25 protein-coding genes are annotated in these 25,673 nt (G+C 61.4%); 10 read left to right on the top strand and 15 right to left on the bottom strand.

The features are described 5' to 3' along the window. Window positions 1-9: 9 nt before the first annotated feature. On the top strand, window positions 10-342 hold the full coding sequence (locus tag AC6CWS_RS12770) for a ChiQ/YbfN family lipoprotein (RefSeq protein WP_023288851.1): 333 nt from the start codon (window positions 10-12) through the stop codon (window positions 340-342). A gap of 51 nt (window positions 343-393) precedes the next feature. Here the strand turns inward: AC6CWS_RS12770 and AC6CWS_RS12765 are convergent, their stop codons facing one another. The 8 genes from AC6CWS_RS12765 to ybfF form a co-directional block, all read right to left on the bottom strand. Then, entirely contained in the window at window positions 394-1,689 is a 1,296-nt protein-coding gene (locus tag AC6CWS_RS12765; protein ID WP_065882507.1) for an MFS transporter, read from the bottom strand. Between the two features lie 54 nt (window positions 1,690-1,743). Beyond that, the gene (gene tcuB / locus AC6CWS_RS12760; RefSeq protein WP_065882503.1) at window positions 1,744-2,883 is read right to left on the bottom strand and encodes a tricarballylate utilization 4Fe-4S protein TcuB; all 1,140 of its coding nucleotides are present in this window, start codon (window positions 2,881-2,883) and stop codon (window positions 1,744-1,746) included. After that, window positions 2,870-4,273 carry an FAD-dependent tricarballylate dehydrogenase TcuA gene (gene tcuA / locus AC6CWS_RS12755; RefSeq protein ID WP_065882501.1) on the bottom strand — a complete coding sequence of 468 codons (1,404 nt, stop codon included), beginning with the start codon at window positions 4,271-4,273 and terminating at the stop codon, window positions 2,870-2,872. The genes tcuB and tcuA overlap by 14 nt, the downstream gene beginning before the upstream one ends. 97 nt (window positions 4,274-4,370) lie before the next feature. Continuing rightward, entirely contained in the window at window positions 4,371-5,297 is a 927-nt protein-coding gene (gene tcuR / locus AC6CWS_RS12750) for a tricarballylate utilization LysR family transcriptional regulator TcuR (RefSeq protein ID WP_065812197.1), read from the bottom strand. A 127-nt stretch (window positions 5,298-5,424) separates the two neighbouring features. After that, window positions 5,425-5,877 carry a ferric iron uptake transcriptional regulator gene (gene fur, locus AC6CWS_RS12745; RefSeq protein ID WP_004885952.1) on the bottom strand — a complete coding sequence of 151 codons (453 nt, stop codon included), beginning with the start codon at window positions 5,875-5,877 and terminating at the stop codon, window positions 5,425-5,427. A gap of 291 nt (window positions 5,878-6,168) precedes the next feature. After that, entirely contained in the window at window positions 6,169-6,699 is a 531-nt protein-coding gene (fldA, locus tag AC6CWS_RS12740; protein WP_002894765.1) for a flavodoxin FldA, read from the bottom strand. A 151-nt stretch (window positions 6,700-6,850) separates the two neighbouring features. Then, window positions 6,851-7,144 (bottom strand): LexA regulated protein, encoded by a 294-nt coding sequence (gene ybfE / locus AC6CWS_RS12735; protein WP_002894767.1) that lies wholly within the window; start codon window positions 7,142-7,144, stop codon window positions 6,851-6,853. 133 nt (window positions 7,145-7,277) lie between these two features. Further along, the gene (gene ybfF, locus AC6CWS_RS12730; protein ID WP_023288857.1) at window positions 7,278-8,051 is read right to left on the bottom strand and encodes an esterase; all 774 of its coding nucleotides are present in this window, start codon (window positions 8,049-8,051) and stop codon (window positions 7,278-7,280) included. Between the two features lie 183 nt (window positions 8,052-8,234). On the opposite strand from ybfF, the gene seqA reads away from it, so the two are divergent. From seqA to AC6CWS_RS12715, 3 genes are read left to right on the top strand one after another with little or no spacing between them, the layout of a single operon-like run. After that, complete coding sequence (gene seqA, locus AC6CWS_RS12725; RefSeq protein WP_032428668.1) at window positions 8,235-8,783, top strand: replication initiation negative regulator SeqA; 549 nt, start codon at window positions 8,235-8,237, stop codon at window positions 8,781-8,783. Window positions 8,784-8,815: 32 nt separating this feature from the next. Beyond that, the gene (pgm, locus tag AC6CWS_RS12720) at window positions 8,816-10,456 is read left to right on the top strand and encodes a phosphoglucomutase (alpha-D-glucose-1,6-bisphosphate-dependent) (protein WP_023288859.1); all 1,641 of its coding nucleotides are present in this window, start codon (window positions 8,816-8,818) and stop codon (window positions 10,454-10,456) included. 54 nt (window positions 10,457-10,510) lie between these two features. Then, complete coding sequence (locus AC6CWS_RS12715) at window positions 10,511-10,948, top strand: arginine:ornithine antiporter (protein WP_065882500.1); 438 nt, start codon at window positions 10,511-10,513, stop codon at window positions 10,946-10,948. Here the strand turns inward: AC6CWS_RS12715 and kdpE are convergent. The 6 genes from kdpE to kdpF are packed head-to-tail and all read right to left on the bottom strand — an operon-like array spanning window position 10,930 to window position 18,715. Next, window positions 10,930-11,607 carry a two-component system response regulator KdpE gene (kdpE, locus tag AC6CWS_RS12710; RefSeq protein WP_002894776.1) on the bottom strand — a complete coding sequence of 226 codons (678 nt, stop codon included), beginning with the start codon at window positions 11,605-11,607 and terminating at the stop codon, window positions 10,930-10,932. The two genes, AC6CWS_RS12715 and kdpE, sit on opposite strands and share 19 nt — an antisense overlap. Beyond that, window positions 11,604-14,291, bottom strand: coding sequence for a two-component system sensor histidine kinase KdpD (gene kdpD / locus AC6CWS_RS12705; protein ID WP_065882498.1), 2,688 nt, complete (start codon window positions 14,289-14,291; stop codon window positions 11,604-11,606). Before kdpD ends, kdpE begins: the two co-directional genes overlap by 4 nt. Then, window positions 14,292-14,867 carry a potassium-transporting ATPase subunit KdpC gene (gene kdpC / locus AC6CWS_RS12700; RefSeq protein WP_023288862.1) on the bottom strand — a complete coding sequence of 192 codons (576 nt, stop codon included), beginning with the start codon at window positions 14,865-14,867 and terminating at the stop codon, window positions 14,292-14,294. Between the two features lie 10 nt (window positions 14,868-14,877). Next, window positions 14,878-16,926: a potassium-transporting ATPase subunit KdpB gene (gene kdpB, locus AC6CWS_RS12695; protein ID WP_004885966.1), complete on the bottom strand. Its 2,049-nt coding sequence runs from the start codon at window positions 16,924-16,926 to the stop codon at window positions 14,878-14,880. Window positions 16,927-16,946: 20 nt separating this feature from the next. Beyond that, window positions 16,947-18,626 (bottom strand): potassium-transporting ATPase subunit KdpA, encoded by a 1,680-nt coding sequence (kdpA, locus tag AC6CWS_RS12690; RefSeq protein ID WP_065882496.1) that lies wholly within the window; start codon window positions 18,624-18,626, stop codon window positions 16,947-16,949. Beyond that, window positions 18,626-18,715 carry a K(+)-transporting ATPase subunit F gene (kdpF, locus tag AC6CWS_RS12685; RefSeq protein ID WP_020323459.1) on the bottom strand — a complete coding sequence of 30 codons (90 nt, stop codon included), beginning with the start codon at window positions 18,713-18,715 and terminating at the stop codon, window positions 18,626-18,628. Before kdpF ends, kdpA begins: the two co-directional genes overlap by 1 nt. Window positions 18,716-19,022: 307 nt before the next feature. On the opposite strand from kdpF, the gene AC6CWS_RS12680 reads away from it, so the two are divergent. Next, a complete protein-coding gene (locus tag AC6CWS_RS12680; protein WP_004142243.1) occupies window positions 19,023-19,232 on the top strand; it encodes a DUF2517 family protein in 210 nt (69 codons plus the stop codon). A gap of 182 nt (window positions 19,233-19,414) precedes the next feature. Then, the gene (phrB, locus tag AC6CWS_RS12675) at window positions 19,415-20,857 is read left to right on the top strand and encodes a deoxyribodipyrimidine photo-lyase (RefSeq protein ID WP_065882493.1); all 1,443 of its coding nucleotides are present in this window, start codon (window positions 19,415-19,417) and stop codon (window positions 20,855-20,857) included. On the opposite strand, the gene AC6CWS_RS12670 is transcribed toward phrB, so the two are convergent. Continuing rightward, window positions 20,829-22,307, bottom strand: coding sequence for an MFS transporter (locus AC6CWS_RS12670; protein ID WP_032455154.1), 1,479 nt, complete (start codon window positions 22,305-22,307; stop codon window positions 20,829-20,831). The genes phrB and AC6CWS_RS12670 overlap by 29 nt on opposite strands. Window positions 22,308-22,574: 267 nt before the next feature. Between AC6CWS_RS12670 and AC6CWS_RS12665 the strand changes: the two genes are divergently transcribed. Genes AC6CWS_RS12665 through pxpA form a run of 4 tightly spaced genes read left to right on the top strand, consistent with a single transcriptional unit; the run spans window position 22,575 to window position 25,657 of the window. Next, window positions 22,575-23,318: a type 2 GTP cyclohydrolase I gene (locus AC6CWS_RS12665; RefSeq protein WP_004885970.1), complete on the top strand. Its 744-nt coding sequence runs from the start codon at window positions 22,575-22,577 to the stop codon at window positions 23,316-23,318. Window positions 23,319-23,332: 14 nt separating this feature from the next. Beyond that, window positions 23,333-23,989 (top strand): 5-oxoprolinase subunit PxpB, encoded by a 657-nt coding sequence (gene pxpB, locus AC6CWS_RS12660; RefSeq protein ID WP_044521671.1) that lies wholly within the window; start codon window positions 23,333-23,335, stop codon window positions 23,987-23,989. Then, window positions 23,983-24,915 carry a 5-oxoprolinase subunit PxpC gene (gene pxpC, locus AC6CWS_RS12655; protein ID WP_023288869.1) on the top strand — a complete coding sequence of 311 codons (933 nt, stop codon included), beginning with the start codon at window positions 23,983-23,985 and terminating at the stop codon, window positions 24,913-24,915. Before pxpB ends, pxpC begins: the two co-directional genes overlap by 7 nt. Further along, the gene (gene pxpA, locus AC6CWS_RS12650) at window positions 24,905-25,657 is read left to right on the top strand and encodes a 5-oxoprolinase subunit PxpA (protein ID WP_023288870.1); all 753 of its coding nucleotides are present in this window, start codon (window positions 24,905-24,907) and stop codon (window positions 25,655-25,657) included. The genes pxpC and pxpA overlap by 11 nt, the downstream gene beginning before the upstream one ends. Window positions 25,658-25,673 lie beyond the last annotated feature (16 nt).

The raw sequence follows: 25,673 nt of genomic DNA, 5'->3' as shown, positions 1-25,673 counted from the left end.
AGAACGACAATGAAAAAAATGCTGCTTATTGCCATGATGGCATCGGCTCTGGTGGCCTGCACCACGTCGCCGGCACCGAAAGAAGACACCAAACTGAAAGATGCCTATAGCGCCTGTATTAATACGGCGGAAGGCAATCCGGACAAAATTGAAGCCTGCCAGAGCGTACTGAATGTCCTGAAAGAGGATAAACAGCACCAGCAGTTTGCTAACCAGGAGAGCGTCCGGGTACTGGATTATCAGCAGTGTATCCAGGCTACCCGTACCGGTAACGATCAGGCGGTGAAAGCGCGCTGCGACCAGATCTGGAAAGAGATCCGCAGCAATAACACCACCCATTAAGCCAGACGGCAGCGGCAAACGGGCGGAGTCTATCTCCGCCCGTTTGTTTTTTTAGCGCTGACTCTCCGCCGGCTGATAGCCGCGACTCAGGCGCACGAACAGCAGCGCGGTGGCGATGAACCCGCACAGCGCAGCGCACATCAGCCACCATCCCGGCGCGCTTTTATCGCCGGTAAGCTCGACCAGGGCAGTGGAGATAGCCGGCGTCAGGCCGCCGAAGATGGCGGTGGCGAGGCTGAAGGCCAGCGAAAAGCCCACGGTGCGGACATAAACCGGCATCACTTCGGTGAGCGCCGCCACCATCGCGCCGTTATACATGCCCAAGAAGAAGGAAAACCACAACAGGACCAGCGTCATACGGGTGAAATCCGGCGCGGCGGTGAGCCAGTGCATCACCGGCCAGGTGGTGAGCAGCGCCAGCACGGTAATCCCCATCAGCACCGGGCGACGACCGATCCGATCGGAGATCGCGCCGCCAATCGGTAACCAGATAAAATTGGAGATGCCCACCAGCATGGTGACCAGCAGGCTGTCGCGGGCGCTGAGGTGCAGCACTGCTCTGCCGTAGGTTGGCGTATAGACAGTAATAAAGTAGAAAGTGGTGGTGGTCATCGCTACCAGCAGCGTCCCCGCGGTAATAATGCGCCAGTTTCTGGCGATGGTGGTCAGGATCTCTTTGGTATCCGGGCGATGTTTACGCTGCAGGAATTCCTCGGTCTCCTGCAGCGAGCGGCGCAGCACGAAAATCAGCGGAATGATCATACAGCCAATAAAAAAGGGGATGCGCCAGCCCCAGGCGGCAATCTCCTCATGTTCCAGCGTGGCGTTCAGCGCATAGCCGATCAGCGCCGCCATGATGATAGCCACCTGCTGGCTGGCGGACTGCCAGCTGGTATAGAAGCCTTTATTGCCCGGCGTAGCGATTTCAGAGAGATAGACCGACACTCCGCCAAGCTCGACGCCCGCCGAGAACCCCTGCAGCAGACGGCCCACTAACACGAGGATCGGCGCCAGCACGCCGATAGTCTGATAGCCAGGGACCAGGGCGATGAGTAGCGTCCCGCAGCCCATGATCGCCAGGGTGACCATCAGCCCTTTGCGGCGACCGATTCTGTCGATATAAGCGCCGAGCACCACCGCGCCGATAGGACGCATCAGGAAGCCCGAGCCAAATACCGCAAAGGTGAGCATCAGCGCCGCGAACTCGCTCTCCGCCGGAAAGAAGGTGCGGGCGATATAGGTGGCGTAAAAGCCAAACAGGAAGAAGTCGAACTGTTCGAGAAAATTCCCGCTGGTCACGCGGAGGATAGCGCCGACGGTGCCGGCGCGGGTGGGTTGTTGGGTCATAGGGGGTGCTCTCCATTGTCTTTATCTTGTTGTTATCGGGTGCAGAGGGGCAGGTCAGTCGCCGGCGACGCCCGCCTGTTTTCCGCGGCGTTTCTCAATCGCCCACTTGAGTAACGCCGCACAGCGATAAAATCCGTGGGCAAATTTTCCATACGGCAGGGTTAAGAACAGGGCCATCACCACCCCGAGGTGGATGGCGAGCAGGACGCCCATCCACGAAGTATCCCGCCCCGCCAGCAGCGCCAGGCCGGTGAAGCTGGTCAGCAGCAGCAGCAGAATAAATCCGCGATCCATCGGTTTCTGCCGCGCGTCGCCGTGCAGCGGCGAGCGGCGCAGGTTCAGCCACAGCAGGCCCGCCGGGCCGACCAGCAGGCCGATGCCGCCGAGGGTGCCGAGCAGCACCGGCAGGCTGAAGAAGGGGTAGGGGGCTTCCTGGCCGGCGATATAGTGATAGCCCGTGGCCACCACGGTGGCGGCGAAGCAGAGCATAAAGCCGTAGAAGGTGCAGTGGTGGAAACGGCGGCGCAGCAGGGTGAAGGCGTCATCGGCTTCGTTGCAGCCTTTCCCGTGCCCGCCGTCGAGATATTTCAGCGTCAGCGCATCATGGGATGCCTTCGCAATATCAATCGGTTGCGGCTGGCCCGGGGAGATCTCGCGCCAGAAGCGGATCACCCCGCTCATCAGTAAGCCAATCGCCAGCACAAAGACCGAACCAAACATCCACGCCAGCAGGTTATGGGGGAATATCTGGTAGAAGTCGCCCGCCAGCGGCGGATGGCGCAGCGAGCCTTTGAGCCCCATCGCCAGCAGCAGAAAGACAATCAGGCCGCCGACCAGCGCCAGCACGGTGGTCATGCCGGCCCGGCGGTACAGGCTGCTAAAGGCGGCGGGCTGGGCGTAGTGTTGATAGGTCTCGAGCCGGACTTCGGCCATCGCCTTCGGCACGTTAATGGCGAACTCGTGCGGTGGCGCATACTGGCAGGCATGCAGGCAAGCGCCGCAGTTATGGCACAGGTTAGCCAGATAGTTGATATCCGCCTTGCCAAAGGCCAGGCGCTGGGTCATCGCCGGGAACACGGCGCAAAACCCTTCGCAGTAGCGGCAGGCGTTACACACCTGCATCACCCGTTCGACTTCCGCCTCCGGTTCGGTGATGATCTGCGCGTCAATGATCAGCTTTTCAAGCGACTTCATGGTGTTTCTCCTGCTGCGCCGACCGGGCGGCTTGCTGGCCGGCGATGCGGCCGAAGGTGGTGCCGATCGACATCCCGACGCCGGCGGTGTAGCCCTTGCCCAGCACGTTGCCGGCCATCATTTCCCCGGCGACGAACAGATTACGGCTGGGTTGACCGGCGAAATGGACGGCGGCGGTGTCGTCGACGTAGAGCCCGAGGTAGGTGAAGGTGATCCCCGGACGCAGGGCGTAGCCGTAGTAAGGCGGCGTATCGATGGGGCGCGCCCAGTGGGTTTTCGCCGGCGTGAGGCCAGAGGTCGCGCAGTTATCCAGGCGGGTGTGATCGAACTGGCCCGGCGCGCAGGCGGCATTATAGTCGGCGATGGTTTGCGCTAAGCGTTCGCCGTCCAGCCCCAGCTGGCGGGCCAGTTCCGCGATGGTATTGGCCTGAGCGCCGGGAAAGACGGGGGGCATAAAGTGGCCGATGGCTTTGCTGTCGATGATCGAGTAGCCGATCTGTCCTGGCTGGTGGGCGACCAGTCGGCCCCAGATGGCGTAGCGTTTAGGCCAGAAATCTTCCCCCTCATCATAAAAGCGCACGGCATCGCGGTTGACCACCACCCCCAGCGAAACGCAGTCGACGCGGGTGCAGATCCCGCCGTCATAGAGCGGCGCCCGGGCGTCAATGGCGACGCAGTGGGACTGGGAAGGATCGCCGATGATATCGGCCCCGGCGTCGATCATAAACTTGAGCAGCCCCCCCTGGTTGAAGCGCGTGCCGCGGATGAGAAAGTTATCGGCGGGCCATTCGCCGCGGTCATTTTGCCCCCAGGCCTCGCGCAGCCACTCGCGGTTGGATTCAAATCCGCCGGCGGCGAGGACGCAGCTTCTCGCGACAATCCGTTCCTCGCCCGCCAGCGCGGCGACAAATTCACCGTTGCGCAGTTCCAGGGCCTGCACCGGCGTGTTGTAGCGGATCTGCACCCCCATCCGCTCTGCGCTGCGGTAATAGGCATTGACCAGCGCTTTGCCGCCGCCCATAAAAAAGGCGTTGGTGCGGGCCACGTGCAGGGCGCCGGAGAGCGGCGGCTGAAAGTTAACCCCGTGCTGACGCATCCAGTCCCGGCACTGTGACGAGGTGCGGATCACCAGCCGGGCCAGCGCTTCGTTGGTGTTCCCTTCGGTGACGCGCAGCAGATCCTGCCAGTACTCCTCTTCCGGATAGCTGTCGACCAGCACGTCCTGCGGCGCATCGTGCATACAGCGCAGGTTACGCGTGTGCTGCGAGTTGCCGCCTCGCCACTCCCGCGGCGCCGCCTCCAGCAGCAGCACCGAGGCGCCGGCTTCCCGGGCGGTTAAGGCGGCGCATAGCGCGGCATTGCCGCCGCCAATGACCAGTACATCCACCATTATCGGCTCCCTTACAATTTAATGATTTGTTAAATTTGTAATGGGAATGTAGGCGGTAACGGCGACGGGGCGCTATGGCGTAACGCTAAAGAGGGGTTTAGTTAACGTAAAGGGTGGCGCCTGGCCAGCGATCGGACTCCACCAGCTGGCGCATGACTTTGCTTAGTATGACCCGTGCCGCAAGGCCTGCCGGGGTGAGCTCATCATCCGACAGGCTGACCAGAAAATTGGGGCGGCTGAGGATCGGATTAGCGATGCCGATCACCCTCAGCGCCTGATGGTCGAGATGGGAAATAGCGGCCCCGGGCTGCAGAGTGGCGCCCAGTCCGCTGCGCACGGCCTGCATCAGCAGGGCCAGACCGTCAATGTCCGCCACCACCTCAACGCTGAGGCTGTGCTGCTGGCAAACCGCCTCCAGCCTGCCGCGCAGGCCGTGGCCCTGGCTTGGCATAATCAGCGGCAGGGTGGTGAGCTGGTCAGGGGAAACAGGGTCATCCGGCAGCGAGGCCAACAGCGCATGGGTGCCGATCAGGAACAGGCGCTCTTCGAGCACCGGTCTGGCGCTCCAGCGCAGGATCTTCTCCTGCTGGAAGACGATGGCTAAATCCAGCTGGCGGGTGTTGATCATCCGCTCCAGATTCCCGGAGAGGCTTTCCACCAGGTGCAGGCGGACGTCGGGGTAGCTCTCGCGCATCGCGTTGATGAACGGTACGCCAAGAACGGAGGCGGTGCTGGGGGCCATGCCGACGCTGACGTGGCCCGACAGCCGCGCCTCGCGGGCGGCGAGGATGGCATCATCGGCATGACGCAGCGCCAGCTGCGCCTGTGAGTAGAAAGCGAGGCCCGCGCTGGTGGGCGTCACGCCGCGAGAGGTTCGCTGCAGGAGGCGAATGGACAGCTCATTTTCCAGACGCGCGATCTGCTGGCTGAGCGCCGAGACGCCGATATTCAGATCGAGCGCGGCGCGGCCCATGCTGCCGGTTTCAACAATGCGCGTAAAATAGCGTAGCTGGCGAAGTTCCATATCAACTCTCCGGACAAAGCGGGGACTCGCGAGGGTCGCCGCCGGGACGTGAGCGGGAAGCGCGGCAGAAGCGCCCATAAAAAAGCCAACCGGCTGGTTGGCTTTTCAGAGCAGGCGAAGCAGGGAATTACTTTTCCACCGCGTCGTGGGCGTGTTCGTCCTCGCGGCAATCACCTTCCGCACAGTGACCGTACAGATACAGACTGTGGTTGGTCAGGCGGATGCCGTGACGGGAAGCGATTTCACGCTGGCGCGCTTCGATAGAGTCATCACTGAATTCGATCACTTTGCCGCAGTCGAGGCAGATCAGGTGATCGTGGTGATGCTGCTGGGTCAGTTCGAAAACGGATTTACCGCCTTCAAAATTATGACGAGTCACGATACCGGCGTCATCAAACTGGTTGAGGACGCGGTAAACGGTCGCCAGACCAATCTCTTCGCCCATGTCGATCAGGCGTTTATATAAGTCTTCCGCACTGACATGATGGTTATCCGGTTCCTGCAGCACTTCAAGGATTTTCAGTCGAGGAAGTGTGACTTTCAGGCCAGCCTTCTTTAATGCGGTATTGTTGTCAGTCATGCGGAATCTGTCCTGTTGCTAAACGATCTACTTCCTTCAACGGAAGTCATACAGAAATTAACCCGACGTAATGCGTCTCATTATAGAACTGCCACTGGTAAATGAAAACTGCAAGCATCGGGCCTGGTTTGCTGTCAAAAACGAGGCACCAGCTACAAACTGCGTCACGTGCCTCGTAGAATCAGAGGACATTGTACAGATATGTGATTAAAAGTTAAAAACTTGTAGCTATTAGTTTGATTGCTTTTGTCTATTAATACGACGCAACTCAATGATTGCGCCGCTTAATTATCAGGCGTTTTTGATTTCTTCGAGGTGCAGCTCTTCAGCCACCTGCTTCACCCACTTCTCAACGCGCTCGTTGGTCAGTTCCGGCTGACGGTCTTCATCAATGGCGAGGCCGACGAAGTGGTCGTCATCCGCCAGGCCTTTGGAGGCCTCGAAGTGATAGCCGGCAGTCGGCCAGTGGCCAACGATGGTCGCGCCGCGCGGCTCAATGATGTCGCGGATGGTGCCCAGCGCATCGCAGAAGTACTCTGCGTAGTCTTCCTGGTCGCCGCAGCCGAACAGCGCCACCAGCTTGCCGTTAAAGTCGATCTCTTCCAGCGTCGGGAAGAAGTCGTCCCAGTCACACTGGGCTTCACCGTAGTACCAGGTCGGGATGCCGAGCAGCAGGATGTCGTGGGCTTCCAGATCTTCTTTGCTGCTTTTGGCAATGTCGTGAACATCAGCAACATCTTTACCAAGCTGCTTTTGAATCATTTTTGCAATATTTTCGGTGTTGCCGGTGTCGCTGCCAAAAAAGATGCCGATGATTGCCATGAGTAAAATAACCTCTTGAAACTTAAATGATGTGGTAGGGACGCGATGCCCACAGATAACGGCAATCATAGCAGAACAGGCAAGGACGCGGAAACAGCAATCACGCCCGACTGCACACTCTGCTACATGAATGCGGATTTTTCGCGGAAAGTTAGACTTTTCCCTGGCTGCGCAGGGCGGTTAATTGCGTCATCAGCATCTCTTCGATGAGATCGCTGCGGCTCATATTACGCGCTTCCGCCAGTTCGTTAAGCGCATCGACCGCGTCGGCGTTGAGCTTTAGCTCCACGCGCTTCAGCCCGCGCACTTTATCGCGTTTCAGCTGATTACGTTTGTTGATGCGCAGTTGTTCATCGCGCGACAGCGGATTGGTTTTTGGTCTTCCCGGGCGACGCTCGTTTGCGAACAAATCTAATGTCGTACGGTCCGTTTGTTCTTTTGCCATGATTCTGAGTGACTTCGGGGAAACAAGCTGCCGGGCTCTAGCCGGCGCAGATAGCGCGCCATCATACATCAGGCGAACGGCTGCGCCAACGACCGCGGGCATTCTGCGGCGCGGTCGGGCATATTTTAGCCAATCAGGCGCCAATGCTCGTGAGATAGCGGCGGATCGCGCGCAACACCGCTTCGGGTTTCTCGGCATGGACCCAGTGTCCGGCGCCGGCGATGACGTGGGCCCGGGCCTGCGGGAACTGGGCCAGCAGCGCGTCGCGGTAGGCGTCGGTCACGTAGGGTGAGTTGCCGCCGGGAATAAACTGCGTCGGATGCGGCCAGGCCGGGATGGTTTCCCAGCCGACGATATGCGGGTACTGGTCCCACAGCACCGGGACGTTGAAGCGCCAGTCGCCATCGACGAAAGATTTCAGCAGGAACTGAATCACCCCCTCTTCCTGCAGATGTTCGCGCATCACCTGCGCCGCCTGCTGGCGGGTGCTGGCGGCGGATTCGCTGACGGCGCGGATAGCGGCGAAGATCTCATCATGGCGGCGAACATGATAATCCACCGGGGCGATATCGATCGCCACCAGACCGTTGATGCGCTCCGGCGCCAGGGCGGTCAGCGCCATCACCGCTTTGCCGCCCATCGAATGGCCGATAAAGGTGGCGCGCTCAATCTGGTGCGCGTCGAGCGTATCGAGCAGATCCTGCGCCATCGCGGGGTAGGTCATCTCTGGCGACCGCGGCGACAAACCGTGGTTGCGCATATCGACCTGCAGAATATCGTGGTCGGCGACCAGGTCGCGGGCGAGGATGCCCAGGTTGTCCAGGCTGCCAAACAGACCGTGGACCAGCACGATCGGGGAGTGGTTGTGCGGATTCTGTGCAGATTGCGCTCGGCTATTTAATTTCATGGCAAAGTTCTTTTTTTCGCTCCGTCGGGTTAGGGTATTATGTTGGACATTCTGCCATCCGGCTGCAAGACCCAGAAGTTTTCTGAGTTTTACCGCCATCCTGGTTTGACGCTATCCGCGGTTGGGATTTGTACTTATAATCCCAACGATTTGTATTCAGAAAAGATATCGCACTGGATTAAGATGAAAACAATTGAAGTTGATGATGAACTCTATCGCTATATTGCCAGCCACACTCTGCATATCGGCGAGAGCGCATCCGACATTTTACGGCGCATGCTGAAATTTTCCGCCGTTTCCCAACCGGCTACACAGGTCAGCAAAGCCGCGCCGGCGCTGGCGCCCGCGCCTGCCGTTGAGGTGAAACCCGCTAACCCGGCGAAAGATAAAGTCCGCGCCATGCGCGAGATGCTGTTATCTGATGAATACGCCGAGCAGAAGCGCGCCGTGAACCGTTTTATGCTGGTGTTGACCACCCTCTACTCCCTGGACAGTAAAGCATTTGCCGAGGCGACCGAGTCTCTGCATGGCCGCACGCGCGTCTACTTCGCGGAAGATGCGCGTACGCTGCTGAAAAGCGGTAATCAGACCAAACCGAAACAGGTTCCTGGTACACCGTGGTGGGTGATCACCAATACCAATACCGGCCGTAAATGCAGCATGATTGAGCACATCATGCAGTCGATGCAGTTCCCTGCGGAGCTGATTGAAAAGGTTTGCGGCACGATCTAGCTTTTTAACATTTGCACCAGAAGGATCAGGCAATGGCAATCGATAAACGTGCGGGGCAGCCTGCGCAACAGAGTGATTTGATTAACGTCGCCCAACTGACTGCTCAGTACTACGTGCTGAAGCCTGAAGTCGGTAATGCGGAGCATGCGGTCAAATTCGGCACCTCCGGCCATCGCGGCAGCGCGGCGCGTCACAACTTCAACGAACCGCATATCCTGGCCATCGCCCAGGCGATTGCGGAAGATCGTGCGAAGAACGGGATCACCGGTCCGTGCTATGTCGGTAAAGATACCCACGCCCTGTCCGAGCCGGCGTTTATTTCGGTGCTGGAAGTGTTAACCGCCAACGGCGTTGACGTGATCGTGCAGGAAAACAACGGCTTCACCCCGACGCCGGCGGTCTCCAACGCGATTCTGGTGCATAACAAAAAAGGCGGTCCGCTGGCGGACGGCATTGTGATCACCCCGTCACACAACCCGCCGGAAGATGGCGGTATCAAGTACAACCCGCCAAACGGCGGTCCGGCTGATACCAACGTCACCAAAGTGGTGGAAAACCGCGCCAACGAACTACTGGCCGCTGGCCTGCAGGGCGTGAAACGCCTTCCTCTGGACGCGGCGCTGGCTTCCGGCCACGTCAAAGAGCAGGATCTGGTGCAGCCGTTTATTGAAGGCCTGGCGGATATCGTCGACATGGCGGCGATCCAGAAAGCGGGCCTGACGCTGGGCGTCGATCCGCTGGGCGGTTCCGGTATCGAATACTGGAAACGCATTGGCGAGCACTACAAGCTCAATCTGACCATTGTGAACGACCAGGTAGACCAGACCTTCCGCTTTATGCACCTCGATAAAGACGGGGCCATCCGCATGGACTGCTCCTCGGAATGTGCGATGGCGGGCCTGCTGGCGCTGCGCGATAAGTTCGATCTGGCGTTTGCCAACGACCCGGATTACGACCGTCACGGGATTGTCACCCCAGCCGGGCTGATGAACCCGAACCACTATCTGGCGGTGGCGATTAACTACCTGTTCCAGCATCGTCCGCAGTGGGGCAAAGAGGTGGCGGTCGGTAAAACCCTCGTCTCCTCGGCGATGATTGACCGCGTGGTGAACGATCTGGGCCGCAAGCTGGTGGAAGTGCCGGTGGGCTTTAAGTGGTTCGTCGACGGCCTGTTCGACGGCAGCTTCGGTTTCGGCGGCGAAGAGAGCGCCGGGGCCTCCTTCCTGCGCTTCGACGGCACGCCGTGGTCCACCGATAAAGACGGTATTATCATGTGCCTGCTGGCGGCGGAAATCACCGCAGTGACCGGGAAAAACCCGCAGGAGCACTATAACGAGCTGGCGGAGCGCTTTGGCGCGCCGAGCTACAACCGTCTGCAGGCTTCCGCGACCTCCGCGCAGAAAGCGGCGCTGTCTAAGCTGTCGCCGGAAATGGTCAGCGCTGACACCCTGGCGGGGGATCCGATCACCGCCCGTCTGACCGCAGCGCCGGGCAACGGGGCGGCGATTGGCGGCCTGAAAGTGATGACCGACAACGGCTGGTTCGCGGCGCGTCCGTCAGGCACCGAAGACGCCTACAAGATCTACTGTGAAAGTTTCCTCGGCGAAGAACATCGCAAACTGATCGAAAAAGAAGCGGTAGAGATTGTCAGTGAAGTGCTGAAGAACGCCTAAAGGCGCACGACCATCAGGCCCCTCGCGGGCCTGATTTTTTTCGCAAGGATAGCGATGAAAATACAACGGAAGTCCCTGTTTTTGTTCTGGGCGTGGATGGATCTCTTTTTCGTCCTGCAATTCTTATGGTGGAATATTGCCCACCGCCGACTCCCTTTTTACGACGACCTGCTGGCTTATCTCCAGCTGCTGCACGCCTGGGGCGCTGCGGCGGTCTGGCTCTATCCGCTGAATGTGCTGCTGATTATCAGCATCCCGCTGTCGATGATCCTCTTATTCCGTCAGAGCCGCTATGGGCTGTGGCTGGCCTGGGGGCAGACGCCGCTCAGGCTGGTGTTTATGCAGCCTTCGCTTTCTTTGGGTCTGTGGCTGATTCAGGCCGCCGGCGTTCGGCATTTCGCGATCCTGGCTGGCTTCATGCTGCTCTCTGAAGGGCTGAAAATCGCCAGCCTCTGGTACTGCAGAGGCGGGGCTCAGGGCATAAAGCGATAGCCAATCCCGGTTTCGGTCAGCAGATGCTGCGGGCGCGCCGGATCGGCCTCCAGCTTTTGCCGCAGGTGACCCATATAGATCCGCAGATAATGGCTGTGCTCCACGGCGTTAGGGCCCCACACCTGGTTCAGCAGCTGGCGCTGGGTAAGCACTTTGCCGGGATTATTCAATAGCGCCGCCAGCAGGCGAAACTCGATGGGCGTCAGGTGGATCTCTTCGCTGCCGCGCAGGATGCGGCGGGCGGGGATATTGACCTCCAGGTCGGCGAAGCGCACCACCGGCTCGTCGGCCTGCGCCGCGCCGTGACGACGCAGTGCGACGCGCAGGCGGGCCTGCAGCTCGCCGATGCCAAAGGGTTTACTTAAGTAGTCATCGGCGCCGGCATCCAGGGCGGCAATTTTGTCGTGCTCTTCGCTACGCGCTGACAGGACGATAATCGGCATCTGACTCCACTGGCGCAGGTCGCGAATAAAATCAATGCCGTCGCCATCCGGCAGGCCGAGATCGAGGATCGCGAGGTCGGGCTTACGGGTGGCGGCTTCGATCAGCCCGCGCTGCAGGGTTTCCGCTTCAAATACGCGCATGCCGTCGGCTTCCAGCGCGGTGCGCAGAAAGCGACGGATAGCGTGTTCGTCTTCGATAATCAGAACGTTAATCACAATTCCTCAGATAGCTCTTCCAGTTCAGGGGGCGTTTCTCCCGGCAGTGTAACACGGAATGAGGCGCCGCCTTCCGGCCGGTTGCTGGCGGAGATGGTCCCGCCGTGGACGTCGACGATGGCCTGACAGATGGCAAGGCCCAGCCCGACGCCGGGGATCGCCGACTCTTTGTTGCCGCGGGCGAATTTATCAAAGATAGCCTGTTCCTGGCCCGCCGGGATCCCCGGACCATTATCCCATACCTCCAGCGACAGCTGCCGGGCGTCCGCTTCGGCGCGAATACCGATGTCCGCCCGGGCGCCGGCATACTTATGGGCATTCTCCAGCAGATTGATCAGCACCCGCTCGAACAGCGGCCCGTCGACATGCACCAGCTGCAGCGGGTCGGGTAAATCCAGTTGAACGTGCTGGCCGCCGAGGCTCGGCTCGAGCATACGCAGCGCGCTGCCGACCACTTCCTCCAGCGTCAGCCACTCCTTGTGCAGATTAAAGCCGCCGGACTGGATCCGCGCCATATCCAGCAGGTTGTTCACCAGCCGGGTGGTATTGAGCACATGCTGGCGGATTTCATTGGCCTGCGGGGCATGCTTCGAGCCCTCGCTGGCCAGATCGAGGGTCAGGATTTCCGCCTGGCCAAACAGCACGGTGAGCGGGGTACGCAGATCGTGGGACAGGGCGGCGAGCAGCGAGTTACGCAGGCTTTCGCGCTCGCTGGTCAGCCGGGCCTGCTCTTCGCTGGCGGTCAGGGTGAGACGCTCCAGGGCGCTGGCCACCAGCAGGGTGAAGGTCTCCAGCAGCCGCTGCTGCTCCGGGATCATCAGTTGGCGCAGATTCGCCGGCTCCACCACCAGCAGTCCCCAGGTGCGGGCGGCGCTCTTCAGGGGCAGGATCTGATACGGCACGCCGGGCAGGGTATCGGTGCCGGCGCCGGCGGGTTGCCCCTTATCAAAGCTCCAGCGGGCGATGGCGTCATCCCACGGCGTCAGCCCGGGCTGGAGGGTTAAGGGCAGCAGTTTCCCCTGGGCGTCCGGGAGCAGCAGCTGGCTGCGAGCCTGAAAGGTGGAGGCGATAAACCGCTCGCTGGTGGTGGCGATATCCTGCTGGCTACGACCCACTGCCAGCGCTTTGGACATTTCATACAGGTGGCGGGTACGCCGCTCGCGATAGCGCGCCACCCGCGCCTGGTAGCGCACGCCGGCGGTGAGGTTACCGATAAGCAGGCCAACGGTGAGCATCACGCCGAAGGTGAGCAGATACTGGACATCTGACACCGCCAGCGTGCCGCGCGGGGCGACAAAAAAGAGATCGAAGCTGATAACGTTGATCACCGTCGCCAGCACCGACGGCCAGCGGCCATAGAGCAGGGCGATGATCACCACCCCCAGCAGATAGAGCATGACCAGGTTGGCGGCTTCGAAGGCCATCAGCCACTGCATGGCCACCAGGGTAATGATGGCGCACAGGGCTACCGCCAACGCGCAGCCCTGCAGCTGCAGCCGCCATTTCTCCAGCGCCGGACGAGTGTCGCTGGCGCGCGCCGGAAGGGGGAAGGGCTTTTCATCCAGGGCGATGACCACCAGATCGAGGTCCGGCGCGTGACGAGCCAGACGGTCGGCGAAGCCGCTGCGATCCCACCAGCGGCGTTTGCTCTGGCGGCCGATGACAATTTTTCCGAGGTTATGTTCGCGCGCGTAATGGAGGACCGCTTTCTCTTCAGACGGGTCGGAGAGGGTGGCGGTTTCGGCGCCCAGCTCCTGGGCCAGACGCAGCGCGGCGAGGATGGCCCGCCGCCGGGATTCCGGCAGGCGGTGCAGGGAAGGCGTTTCGACATATACCGCATGCCAGACGCTGCCCAGACGGGCGGCGAGGCGGGCGGCGGTACGCACCAGCTTTTCGCTGCCGGTGTTGTGCCCGATACAGAGCAGAATGGCGTCGCGGGTGTGCCAGACTTTCTCCTGGCCCTGGCGGTCGCGCCAGGCGCGCATCTGCTCATCGACGCGATCGGCGGTACGGCGCAGAGCCAGTTCGCGCAGCGCAATCAGGTTCCCTTTGCGGAAAAAGTTCTCGATAGCGCGCTCGGCCTGGCCGCCGATGTAGACTTTGCCCTCATTGAGCCGCTGGCGCAGATCGTCAGGGGGGAGGTCCACCAGCACCACGTCGTCCGCGGCGTCAAAAAAGGGATCGGGGACGGTCTCCCGCACCTGCACGCCGGTGATCCCGCTGACGACGTCGTTCAGGCTTTCCAGATGCTGAACGTTAACCGTGGTGAAGACGTCAATCCCGGCCTCCAGCAGTTCGTCCACATCCTGCCAGCGCTTCGGATGGCGGGAGCCGGGGGCATTACTGTGCGCCAGTTCATCCACCAGAATCAGCGCCGGGCGGCGGGCAAGGGCGGCGTCGAGGTCGAACTCATACACGTAGCGCCCGCGGTGAGCGAGCCGCCGCGGCGGCAGGGTGCTCAGGCCCTGCAGCATCGCGGCGGTCTCTTTCCGGCCGTGGGTCTCCGCCACGCCAATCAGAATATCCAGCCCCTGGGCCCGCAGCCGCTGCGCTTCCGCCAGCATCGCCCAGGTTTTCCCCACCCCGGCGCAGGCGCCGAAGAAGACTTTCAGTTTGCCGCGATGCGGGGCGGCGGTGTGCTGCAGCAGGCGGTCAGGGTCCGGACGCAGCGGCTCGTCACTCATTTACTTATCCTTCAGGGCATCCAGCGCCATATTGAGTTGCAGTATATTGACCACCGGCTGGCCAAGGAAGCTCAGCAGCGGCGTTTGTGTGGCCTGGTTAACCAGCGCGGTCACCTGGTCGACGCTCAGCTGGCGCGCTTTGGCCACCCGGGGCGCCTGCCACAGTGCGGCGGCCGGGGTCAGGTTGTTATCGAGACCGCTCGCCGAAGTGGTGACCAGTTCGACTGGCACCCGCGGGTCGGCATCCGGGTTCGCGGCGCGCAGGGCCTGCACCCGCTCGCTCACCGCCTTATCCAGCGCCGGGTTGCTGGCGGCGAGGTTGCTGCCGCCAGAGGCCATCGGGTTATCCGCTGTCTCCGCGGTGGCTGACGGGCGGCCCTGGAAATAGCCTGCGGCGGTAAAGTTCTGGCCAATCAGCGCCGAGCCGCGCACCTCGCCGTTCAGGCGGATCAGCGAGCCATTGGCCTGTGAGTTAAACCACCACTGTCCCAGGCTGGTGGTCAGCAGAGGATAAACGCCGCCGGTGAGCAGGGTTAACAGAATAAATAGCACAAGTGCTGGACGAATCAATGACATAGTTTGTTCCTCACACCAGACCGCTCAGGGTCAGCAGCAGGTCAATGGCTTTAATACCGATAAAAGGCACCAGCAGACCGCCGAGGCCGTAGATCCACAGGTTGCGGCGCAGCATCGCCGAGGCGGAGAGCGGGCGATAGCTCACCCCTTTCAGGGCCAACGGGATCAGGAAGACGATGATCAGCGCGTTGAAGATAACGGCGCTGAGGATCGCCGACGATGGCGAATGCAGGCCCATCACGTTCAGCATCGCCAGCTGGGGATAGACCGCGGCAAACGCCGCCGGAATAATGGCGAAATATTTCGCCACGTCGTTGGCAATACTGAAGGTGGTCAGCGAGCCGCGCGTCATCAGCATCTGTTTGCCGATATGGACCACCTCAATCAGTTTGGTGGGGTTGGAATCCAGGTCGACCATGTTGCCCGCCTCTTTCGCCGCCTGGGTGCCTGAGTTCATGGCCACCGCCACGTCGGCCTGGGCCAGCGCGGGCGCGTCGTTGGTGCCGTCGCCGGTCATCGCCACCAGCCGACCTTCCGACTGATACTGGCGGATCAGCGCCAGCTTGGCTTCCGGCGTCGCTTCGGCGAGGAAATCGTCGACGCCGGCCTCGGCGGCGATCGCCGCGGCGGTGAGGCGGTTATCGCCGGTGATCATCACCGTTTTAATGCCCATTTTGCGCAGCTGGGCGAAACGCTCTTTGATGCCGCCTTTGACGATATCTTTGAGCGAAATAATCCCCAGCACCTTTTCACCTTCGGCAACCACCAGCGGCGTGGCCCCCTGGCGGGCGACCTCTTCCACCTGCTTCTCGACATCGGCAGGGAAGTGGCCGCCGTTGGCCTCCACGTGACGGCGAATCGCGTCCACCGAGCCTTTACGGATCATGCGCTGATCGATATTGATGCCGCTCATCCGCGTTTGCGCGGTAAAGGGGACAAAGGTGGCGTGCAGCGACTGCAGATCGCGTTCGCGCAGGTTGAAGCGCTGCTTCGCCAGCACCACGATGCTGCGTCCCTCCGGGGTTTCGTCTGCCAGCGAGGAGAGCTGGGCGGCGTCGGCGAGGGTTCGCTCTTCCACACCGCGCGCCGGCAGGAAAGCGGAGGCCTGGCGGTTGCCGAGCGTAATGGTCCCGGTTTTATCCAGCAGCAGGACATCGACATCGCCTGCGGCCTCCACCGCGCGGCCGCTGGTGGCGATCACGTTGGCGCCCAGCATACGGCTCATTCCGGCGACGCCGATCGCCGACAGCAGACCGCCGATGGTGGTCGGGATCAGGCACACCAGCAGAGCGACCAGCACGGTGACGCTCACCGCATTGCCGCTCCAGGCCGAGAATGGCCAGATGGTGGCGGTGGCCAGCAGGAACACCAGCGTCAGGGCGATCAGCAGGATCGTCAGGGCGATTTCGTTCGGCGTTTTACGGCGCTGGGCGCCTTCCACCATGGCGATCATCCGGTCGAGGAAGGTTTCTCCCGGGTTGACGCTGCAGCGGATCACCAGCCAGTCGGAGAGGATACGCGTCCCGCCGGTCACCGAGGCGAAATCGCCGCCGGATTCGCGGATCACCGGCGCGGACTCGCCGGTAATGGCGCTTTCGTCCACCGAGGCGCCGCCTTCGATGACTTCGCCATCGCAGGGGATAATATCCCCGGCTTCCACCAGCACCACGTCGCCTTTGCGCAGGTCTTCCGCCGGCACATGGTCGACCGTCGCGTCGTGCTGCGGGGCGCGCAGCTTACGGGCGAAGGCCGTTTTTTTCACCCCTTTCAGGCTATTGGCCTGGGCTTTGCTGCGGCCTTCCGCCATCGCTTCGGCAAAGTTGGCGAACAGCACGGTAAACCATAACCAGATACTGATGGCGGCGGTAAACGTGGCGCTGCCGGTCAGGGCGCCGCCAGCCATGGCGATGGCCAGCAGGGTGGTTAACAGGCTGCCCACCCAGACGATAAACATCACCGGATTGCGCCACTGCACCATCGGGCTGAGTTTTTTCACGGCATCCAGCAGCGCCTGGCGCACCAGCGTCGGCTCCAGCAGGGCTAATTGTTTGCGACTCATAACAGGGGGCTCCGCATCGCTCAAAGTAAGGAAAAGTGTTCGGCCAGCGGGCCAAGCGCCAGCGCAGGAATAAAGGTCAGGGCGCCCACCAGCAGCACGGTGCCGATCAGCAGACCGATAAACAGGGCGTCGTGGGTGGCCAGGGTACCGGGGCTGGCCGGTTGAATTTTCTTCGCCACCAGCGAGCCGGCGATAGCCATCACCGGAATGATGACGGCGAAGCGTCCAGCCAGCATGCAGAACGCCAGCAGCAGGTTCCAGAAGGGCGTCGCCGCGCCCAGGCCGGCGAAGGCGCTGCCGTTGTTATTGGCCGCCGAGGTGACGGCGTACAGCACTTCGCTAAAGCCGTGTGGTCCGGGGTTGAACATCCCGGCGCGGCCGGCCTCGGTCATCATCGCCAGCGCCGTGCCGAGCAGCACCAGCGTCGGGGTGACCAGAATGGCCAGGGCGATCATTTTCATTTCCCGGACATCGATTTTTTTCCCGAGGTACTCCGGGGTACGGCCGACCATCAGCCCGGCGATAAACACCGCCAGCATAACGAACAGCAGCATGCCGTACAGGCCCGAGCCGACGCCGCCGAACACCACTTCGCCAATCTGCATCAGCCACATCGGCACCATGCCGCCCAGCGCGGTGAAGGAGTCATGCATGGCGTTGACCGCGCCGCAGGAGGCGGCGGTGGTGATCACCGCGAACAGACTGCTGGCGAGAACACCAAAGCGGCTCTCTTTACCTTCCATATTCAGGCTGCTGTCGGCGCCCAGCGTCAGCAGGTGCGGGTTACCGCGGGTTTCCGCCCACATCACCACGGCGACGCAGAGGATAAAGATCAGCGTCATCGCCCACAGGATAGCGCGCCCCTGGCGGCGATCGCTCACCACCTCGCCGAAGGCGAAGCACAGCGCCGCCGGGATCAGGAAGATGGATAGCATCTGCACGAGATTGGTCAGCGCCGTCGGGTTTTCAAACGGATGGGCGGAGTTAGCGTTAAAGAAACCGCCGCCGTTGGTGCCCAGCAGCTTAATCGCTTCCTGTGAGGCGACAGGCCCCATCGGCAGCAGCTGGTGCGCCCCTTCGAGGGTGGTAAAGGGCTGGTAAGCCTGCAGGTTCTGCGGCACGCCTTGCTGAATAAAGAACAGGGCTACCAGCAGAGAGAGCGGCAGCAGCAGCCACAGGGTAATGCGCGTCAGGTCGACCCAGGCATTGCCGAGGGTGGACATTTTCTGTCGGGCGAAGGCGCGGGTCAGGGCGAAGACCACGGCGATGCCGGTGGCGGCGGAGAGGAAATTCTGCACCGTCAGCCCCACCATCTGGCTGAGATAGCTCATGGTGCTTTCGCCGGCGTAAGCCTGCCAGTTGGTATTACTGACAAAGCTGACCGCGGTGTTGAGCGCCAGATCCCACGGCAGCCCCGGCAGGTGCTGCGGGTTAAAGGGCAGCACGCCCTGGAGCATCAGCAGGGCAAACAGCGCCAGGCCGCCGAGGGCGTTAAACAGCAGGATCGCCAGCAAATACTGCAGCCAGCCCATCTCTTCGGCGCGGATCCCGGCCACGCGCCACAGAACGCGCTCGACGCCGGCCAGGCCGGGAAGCGGGATGTCGTTCACCATTCTCGCCAGACACATCCCCAGCGGGCGCGCCAGCGCCAGCAATACCAGCAGGTAGCTGGCTAATAATAAAAATCCCTGGGCCGCCATCAGAATGCCTCCGCATGTATCAAGGCATAAACCAGATAAGCCAGTAACAGGAACACCAGCCCAACGCCAGTGAGTACGCCTGCAGTCACAATCCACCTCCGGGTGTGTTTTTGATTTACCAGGAGAATAGAAATTACGGCGCAAAGATTTCGCAAAAATCCGCGGGCGCGGTGTAAAAAAAGTATAAAAATGGCAAAGGCACAATTTAACTGATGGTTAGTATTAATTTAACTTTTTCGTAACTAATTTACGGGATGAATGTAAATTAAGTATAAATACGTGCTTTTTAGTGGTCGGATGAGTAGTAAAATTACAACCAACGCGGTACTATTTTGCTCAAACAAACATGGTAATTTTTTACCGGCGCGACTTGCCGGCCTGACAAAGGGGAGAGAAATGATGGCGTTGTACAAAGCTTATCCTGCTCATATTATTTTGCTGCGTCGGGCTTTCGCCGTCGTGGCTGGCGTCGCGGCGCTGCCGGTGATGCTGTTCTGGAAAGATCGCGCCCGCTATTACAGCTGGCTGCACCGGGTGTGGTCGAAAACCAGCGAGCAGCCGGTGTGGATGGCGCAGGCGGAAAAAGCCGCTCACGACTTCTACTGATTCGCCCTGCTGCAATGAAAGCCAATAACCGCCGGTTGCCCCCGGCGGTTTTTTTTCGTCGCTTGTCTACACTCGTTGCAAGCGCCGCAGCGGAATTGGCAGGTGCTTATTTTGCCGGAGCGCGCTATTTTTTCCGGCTTAGATCATGAGATGAGTTTTGCTGACGGATAATGAGGAGTGATATGGCCACCCATCTGGTCTGGTTACGCACGGATTTACGCATTCACGATAACCTGGCGCTGGCCGCCGCCTGCCGCGATCCGCAGGCGCAGGTGCTGGCGCTCTATATTGCCACCCCAGGGCAGTGGCGCGAGCATCATATGGCGCCGCGGCAGGCCGCTTTTATCGCCAGCCATTTGCACAGTCTGCACGCCGCGCTGGCGGAGCGGGGCATACCGTTGTGGGTAGAAGAGGCGGACGATTTTAGCGCCAGCGTCGAGCGGCTGGCCCATTTTTGCCAGCAGCACCAGGTCAGTCACCTGTTCTACAACTATCAGTACGAATTCAATGAACGCCAGCGCGATGCCGCCGTTGAGAACACCTTGAGCGAAGTGATTTGCCAGGGATTTGACGACAGCGTCCTGTTGCCGCCCGGCAGCGTACTGACCGGCGGCGGCGAAATGTATAAAGTCTTCACTCCGTTTAAGAATGCGTTTATTCGCCGGCTACGGGAAGGGCTGCCGGCGTGCGTGGCCGCGCCAAAGCCGCGCGAGGCACCCGCCCGCCAGGCGCCGCCGCCGCCGGAGCTCAACTATCCGCAAACGCCGTTCGATGGGCTGCTGTTTGCCGCAGATGAAAAAACGGCGCTGGCGCGGCTGCGCGCGTTTTGTCAGCAACCGGCGGCGGATTATGAGGGGCAGCGCGACTTCCCGGCCGTGGAAGGGACCAGTCGCCTGTCGCCCTGCCTGGCCACCGGGGTGCTGTCGCCGCGCCAGTGCCTGCATCGGCTGCTGACGGAACACCCCGCCGCGCTGGACGGCGGGGCAGGCGCCACCTGGCTTAATGAGCTGATTTGGCGCGAGTTTTACCGCCATCTGATGGTCTACTATCCGAAACTCTGTAAAGGACGGCCGTTTGTCGCCTGGACCGATAAGGTCGCCTGGCGCGAAGAGGATGGCGCCCTGCAGGCCTGGCAGCGCGGGGAGACCGGCTTTCCGATTGTCGATGCCGCCATGCGCCAGCTTAACGCCACCGGCTGGATGCATAACCGGTTGCGCATGATCGTCGCCAGCTTCCTGACTAAAGATCTGCGCCTCGACTGGCGGGCAGGGGAGCGCTATTTCATGAGCCAGCTGATTGATGGCGACCTGGCGGCGAACAACGGCGGCTGGCAGTGGGCGGCTTCGACGGGCACCGACGCCGCGCCCTATTTCCGCATATTTAATCCCACCACCCAGGGCGAGAAGTTTGATAAGCAGGGGGTGTTTATGCGTCGCTGGCTGCCGGAGCTGGCAAAGGTGCCGGAGAAGGCGCTGCATCAGCCGTGGGCGTGGGCGGATAAACAGGGGATTACGCTGGATTATCCGCGCCCGATAGTCGATCACAAGCAGGCGCGGCAGGAGACGCTGGCGGCCTGGGAGGCCGCCAGAAAGGGGATTACTCCACCGCCAGACGGCGGGTCCTGACCTTCAGCGAGTGATACAGCCAGATGACCAGCACCACGCCGACGCAGGCCAGCGCGCCCCAGGTGATCTGGCTGAAGACGTTGATGTAGGCGTCAATGGAGTAGTTCACCGCCCCGGCGGCGTCGAATGACGCCTGCGAGGTCTGGTCGGCGATAACGCCGGCCAGATAGTTGGCGATGGCCCCGGAGAGCAGCATATAGATGCCGGTCAACACCCCGGTGACCCCCGGGATCTCAATGCGGGTGATTTGCGACATCGCGACCGGGTCGATAAACAGTTCGGCAAAACCCATCACCGCCAGCCCCAGCACCATCAGCGGCATGGACGACTGACCATAGGCCGCCGACCAGCGGGCGCTGAGGGTTAGGATGCAGAACCCGGCGCTCATCAGGCCCAGACCGAGGGCAAATTTTCCCCAGATGCGCACGGTGCGATTACCGCCGACGCTCTCTTTCACCAGCCACGCCAGCACCATGCCGCAGAGCATCACCGCGAAGGCATTGATCGACTGGAACATAGCGGTAGGGACTTCGTAGCTCATGATATGGCGGTTAACGAAGCGGTCAATATACAGGCTGATGGAGCTGCCGCCCTGTTGGGCGAAGGCCCAGAACAGTAGGCTGAAAGCGGTCAGGACGACGATCAGGCGCAGATCCTTGCGCTGTTTATCGGTCTCGGCGCGCAGGTAGATCCGCGCCAGCACCGCGAGGCCAATGGCCGTGGCCACGATCAGGGCATATACCGACCACTCCTGCCAGAACAGCACGGCAATCAGCAGCGGAGCAGTGACCAGCAGCACCAGCAGCCAGCCCCAGTTCGGCAGCAGGAAACGACGTGCGCACAGCGCCTGGCGGTTCACGCCGGCGGTATGCTGGAAGTGACGGTTGCCGCAGAGGAAAATCACCAGTCCCGCCACCATGCCGATGGCCGCCAGGGCAAAGCCCATCGCCCAGCTATACTCCTCCTGGACGTAGCCGCAGGCGATCGGCGCGATGATCGAGCCGATATTGCCCGCGGCATACATCAGCGAGAAACCGCCATCGCGACGCGGATCGGCGGGTTCGTACAGCTCGCCCAGCAGACAGCTGACGTTGGATTTAAACAACCCGTAGCCGCAGACGATGATCGCCAGCGACAGGTAGAGGAAGACCGGGGCGGTTTCGCTGGCCCCGAGCACCAGATGGCCAATGGCCATCAGCAGCGCGCCGAGCATGACCGCCATCCGGTTGCCTAACAGCTTATCGGCCAGATAGCCGCCGAGGATCGGCGTCACATAGACCAGCGAACAGTAGGCGCTGAACAGGGCGTAAGCGTGGTTATCGTCATATTTAAGCTGATTGGTGAGATAGAGGATCAGCAGGGCGCGCATGCCGTAGAAGCTAAAGTATTCCCAGATTTGCAGCGCCACGACGTAGTAAATCGCCCGCGGTTGCGATGATGTTGTCTTCATGAGAAGTGTGTTTCCTGGCGTAAAGCGAAAGTCGATCGTTCTGCATGAATAGCGTTTAATTAGTCATATTCATGGCTTGAGGGGCTTTCTGATTATTTAATATGCTTTATTAGTGCATAAATATACACGAATGCGCGGCGGGATGAATAGACAAATTGGGCTATTCGGTAAAAAGTCATCGTCAGTGTCGGAGGCGGACTATCGACGACCCGAATGGATCTGGTTATGTTATGCCTTTGTATACCCTGATTATCTGCTGGAGTGGCGATGAAAAATAGCGAACTGGAACAACTGATAAACGACAAGCTCAATAGCGCAGCCATCAGTGACTTCGCCCCTAACGGTCTGCAGGTGGAAGGGCGCGACACGGTGCACAAGATCGTCACCGGAGTCACGGCCAGCCAGGCGCTGCTGGATGAGGCCGTCCGCCTGCAGGCGGATGCGGTAATCGTCCATCACGGCTATTTCTGGAAAAACGAATCGCCAGTGATCCGCGGCATGAAGCGCCGGCGCCTGAAAACCCTGCTGGCCAACGATATCAATCTCTACGGCTGGCACCTGCCGCTGGATGCCCATCCCGAGCTGGGCAATAACGCGCAGCTGGCGCATCTGCTGGGGATTAACGTGCTGGGCGAAATCGAACCGCTGGTGCCCTGGGGCGAACTGTCGATGCCGGTGTCCGGCCTCGAGCTGGCCTCGTGGATTGAAGCGCGGCTGGGACGCAAGCCGCTGTGGTGCGGCGATACCGGGCCGGACACCGTCAGCCGCGTCGCCTGGTGTACCGGGGGCGGCCAGAGCTTTATCGACGCCGCGGCGCGCTTTGGCGTGGACGCGTTTATCACCGGCGAGGTGTCGGAACAAACCATCCACTCTGCCCGCGAGCAGGGCCTGCATTTTTATGCCGCCGGCCACCACGCCACCGAGCGGGGCGGCATTCGCGCCCTCAGCGAATGGCTGACGGAAACCACCGACCTGGATGTCACCTTTATTGATATTCCTAACCCTGCCTGACGGGAGAGAGAAAAGTGCAGCGAGCGCGTTGTTATCTGTTAGGAGAAACGGCTGTCGTGCTGGAGCTGGAGCCGCCGGTTACCCTTGAAAGCCAGCAACGGATCTGGGGATTAGCCCAGCGTCTGGCGAACCATGAAGAGGTGATTGACGCCATTCCCGGCATGAACAATATCACTGTGGTGCTCCGCCGCCCGCAGGAGGTGGCGTGGGAGGCGATAGACCGTCTGCAGCGCTGGTGGGAGGAGAGCCTCGCGATCGAGCCTGAGTCGCGCTCGCTGTCTGTTCCGGTCGTCTACGGCGGCGAGGCCGGACCGGACCTCGGGGTAGTGGCGCAGCACAGCGGCCTGAGTGAAAAACAGGTCGTGGAGCTGCACGCCTCGGTGGAATATCTGGTCTGGTTTATTGGTTTTCAGCCGGGATTTCCCTACCTGGGCGGGCTGCCTGCGGCGCTGGCGACACCGCGTCGCGCCGAACCGCGCGTGCTCGTTCCGGCCGGATCGGTGGGTATCGGCGGCGCGCAAACCGGTATCTATCCGCTGGCGACGCCCGGCGGCTGGCAGCTGCTGGGGCGGACCGCGCTGACGCTGTTCGACCCGGCGCGGAAGGAGCCTGCGCTACTGCGCGTGGGCGATAAAATTCGCTTTGTGCCGCAAAAGGAGGGGGTATGTTGACCTTGATCCGCGCCGGCCTGTACACCTCGGTACAGGACGGTGGACGAGAAGGCCTGCGCCAGTCTGGCATCAGCCGCTGCGGCGCCCTGGATTATCCCTCGCTGGTGATTGCCAATCTGCTGGTTGGCAACGAGGCGAATGCCGCCGGGCTGGAGATTACCCTCGGCCAAGTGGAGATCGAATTTGCCCGCAGCGGCTGGTTTGCGCTGACCGGCGCCGCCTGCGAAGCGACGCTGGACGGTAAAGCGGTCTGGGTGGGCTGGCGCACCGCCTACCGGGCCGGGCAGCGGCTGGTGCTGAAAACGCCGCAGCATGGCATCCGTAGCTATCTGGCGGTGGCGGGCGGGATTGCGGTCCCCGAGGTCCTTGGCTCGCGCTGCACGGATCTCAAGGCGGGGATTGGCGGTCTGGAAGGACGCCGCCTGCAGGACGGCGACAAGCTGAAGCTCGGGAAAGCCGCCCGCCGCTTCACCACCCCGCGCGGCGTCAAGCAGCTGCCGCTGGGCAACCGTATTCGTGCGCTGCCCGGGCCGGAGTACCATGAATTTGACGAGGCCTCGCAGGCGTCATTCTGGCGCGCCCCCTGGAAGCTCAGTCCGCAGAGTAACCGCATGGGGTACCGCCTGCAGGGGCAGCCGCTGAAACGCACCACCGATCGTGAAATGCTGTCGCACGGCCTGCTGCCGGGCGTGGTGCAGGTGCCGCACAACGGTCAGCCCATTGTGCTGATGAACGACGCGCAAACCACCGGCGGCTATCCGCGGATCGCCTGCATTATCGATGCCGATATGTACCAGCTGGCGCAGATCCCGCTGGGGCAGCCGATCCATTTCGTGGCCTGCTCGCTGGAGGAGGCGCTGAAGGCGCGGGCCGATCGCCAGCGTTATCTTGAACAACTGGCCTGGAGACTCCACGATGATGATTGATCTTAATGCCGATCTCGGGGAAGGCGGGGCGAACGATAGCGCGCTGCTCCAGCTGGTGTCATCGGCGAATATCGCCTGTGGTTTTCACGCCGGCGACGCCGGGCTGATGGTGCAGAGCGTGCGCGAGGCGCTGAAGTACGGCGTGGCGGTGGGCGCCCATCCGGGATATCCCGACCGGGAAAATTTTGGCCGCACGGCGATGGATCTGCCGCCGGAAACGGTCTATGCCCAGACGCTGTATCAGATTGGCGCTCTGGCGGCGATCGTTCAGGCGCAGGGCGGCGAGATGCAGCACGTGAAGCCGCACGGCATGCTCTACAACCAGGCGGCCAAATCGCCGCCGCTGGCCGACGCGATCGCCCGCGCGGTCCGCGATGTTAACCCGCAGCTGGTGCTGGTGGGTCTGGCGGGCAGCGAATTGATCCGCGCCGGACAGCGCTATGGCCTGACGACGCGTCAGGAGGTGTTTGCCGATCGCGGTTATCTGGCCGACGGCAGCCTGGTGCCGCGCAGCCAGCCCGGGGCGCTGATTGACAGCGAAGAGCAGGCCCTGGCGCAAACCCTCGAGATGGTGCAACACCACCGGGTGCGCAGCGTCAGCGGCGAATGGGCGAATGTGGTGGCGCAGACGGTATGTCTGCACGGTGATGGTCCGCATGCCCTCGATTTTGCCCGCCGTTTGCGGGCGGCGTTCGCCGGGCGCCATATTCTGGTCAGCGCTCAGCCTGAGGCTGAGATATGACAATCGGCATGACCGC

The organism is Klebsiella sp. M041 (assembly GCF_059759695.1).
The sequence above is the reverse complement of the archived record's forward strand: the minus strand, read 5'-3'. Positions and strand labels throughout refer to the sequence as shown.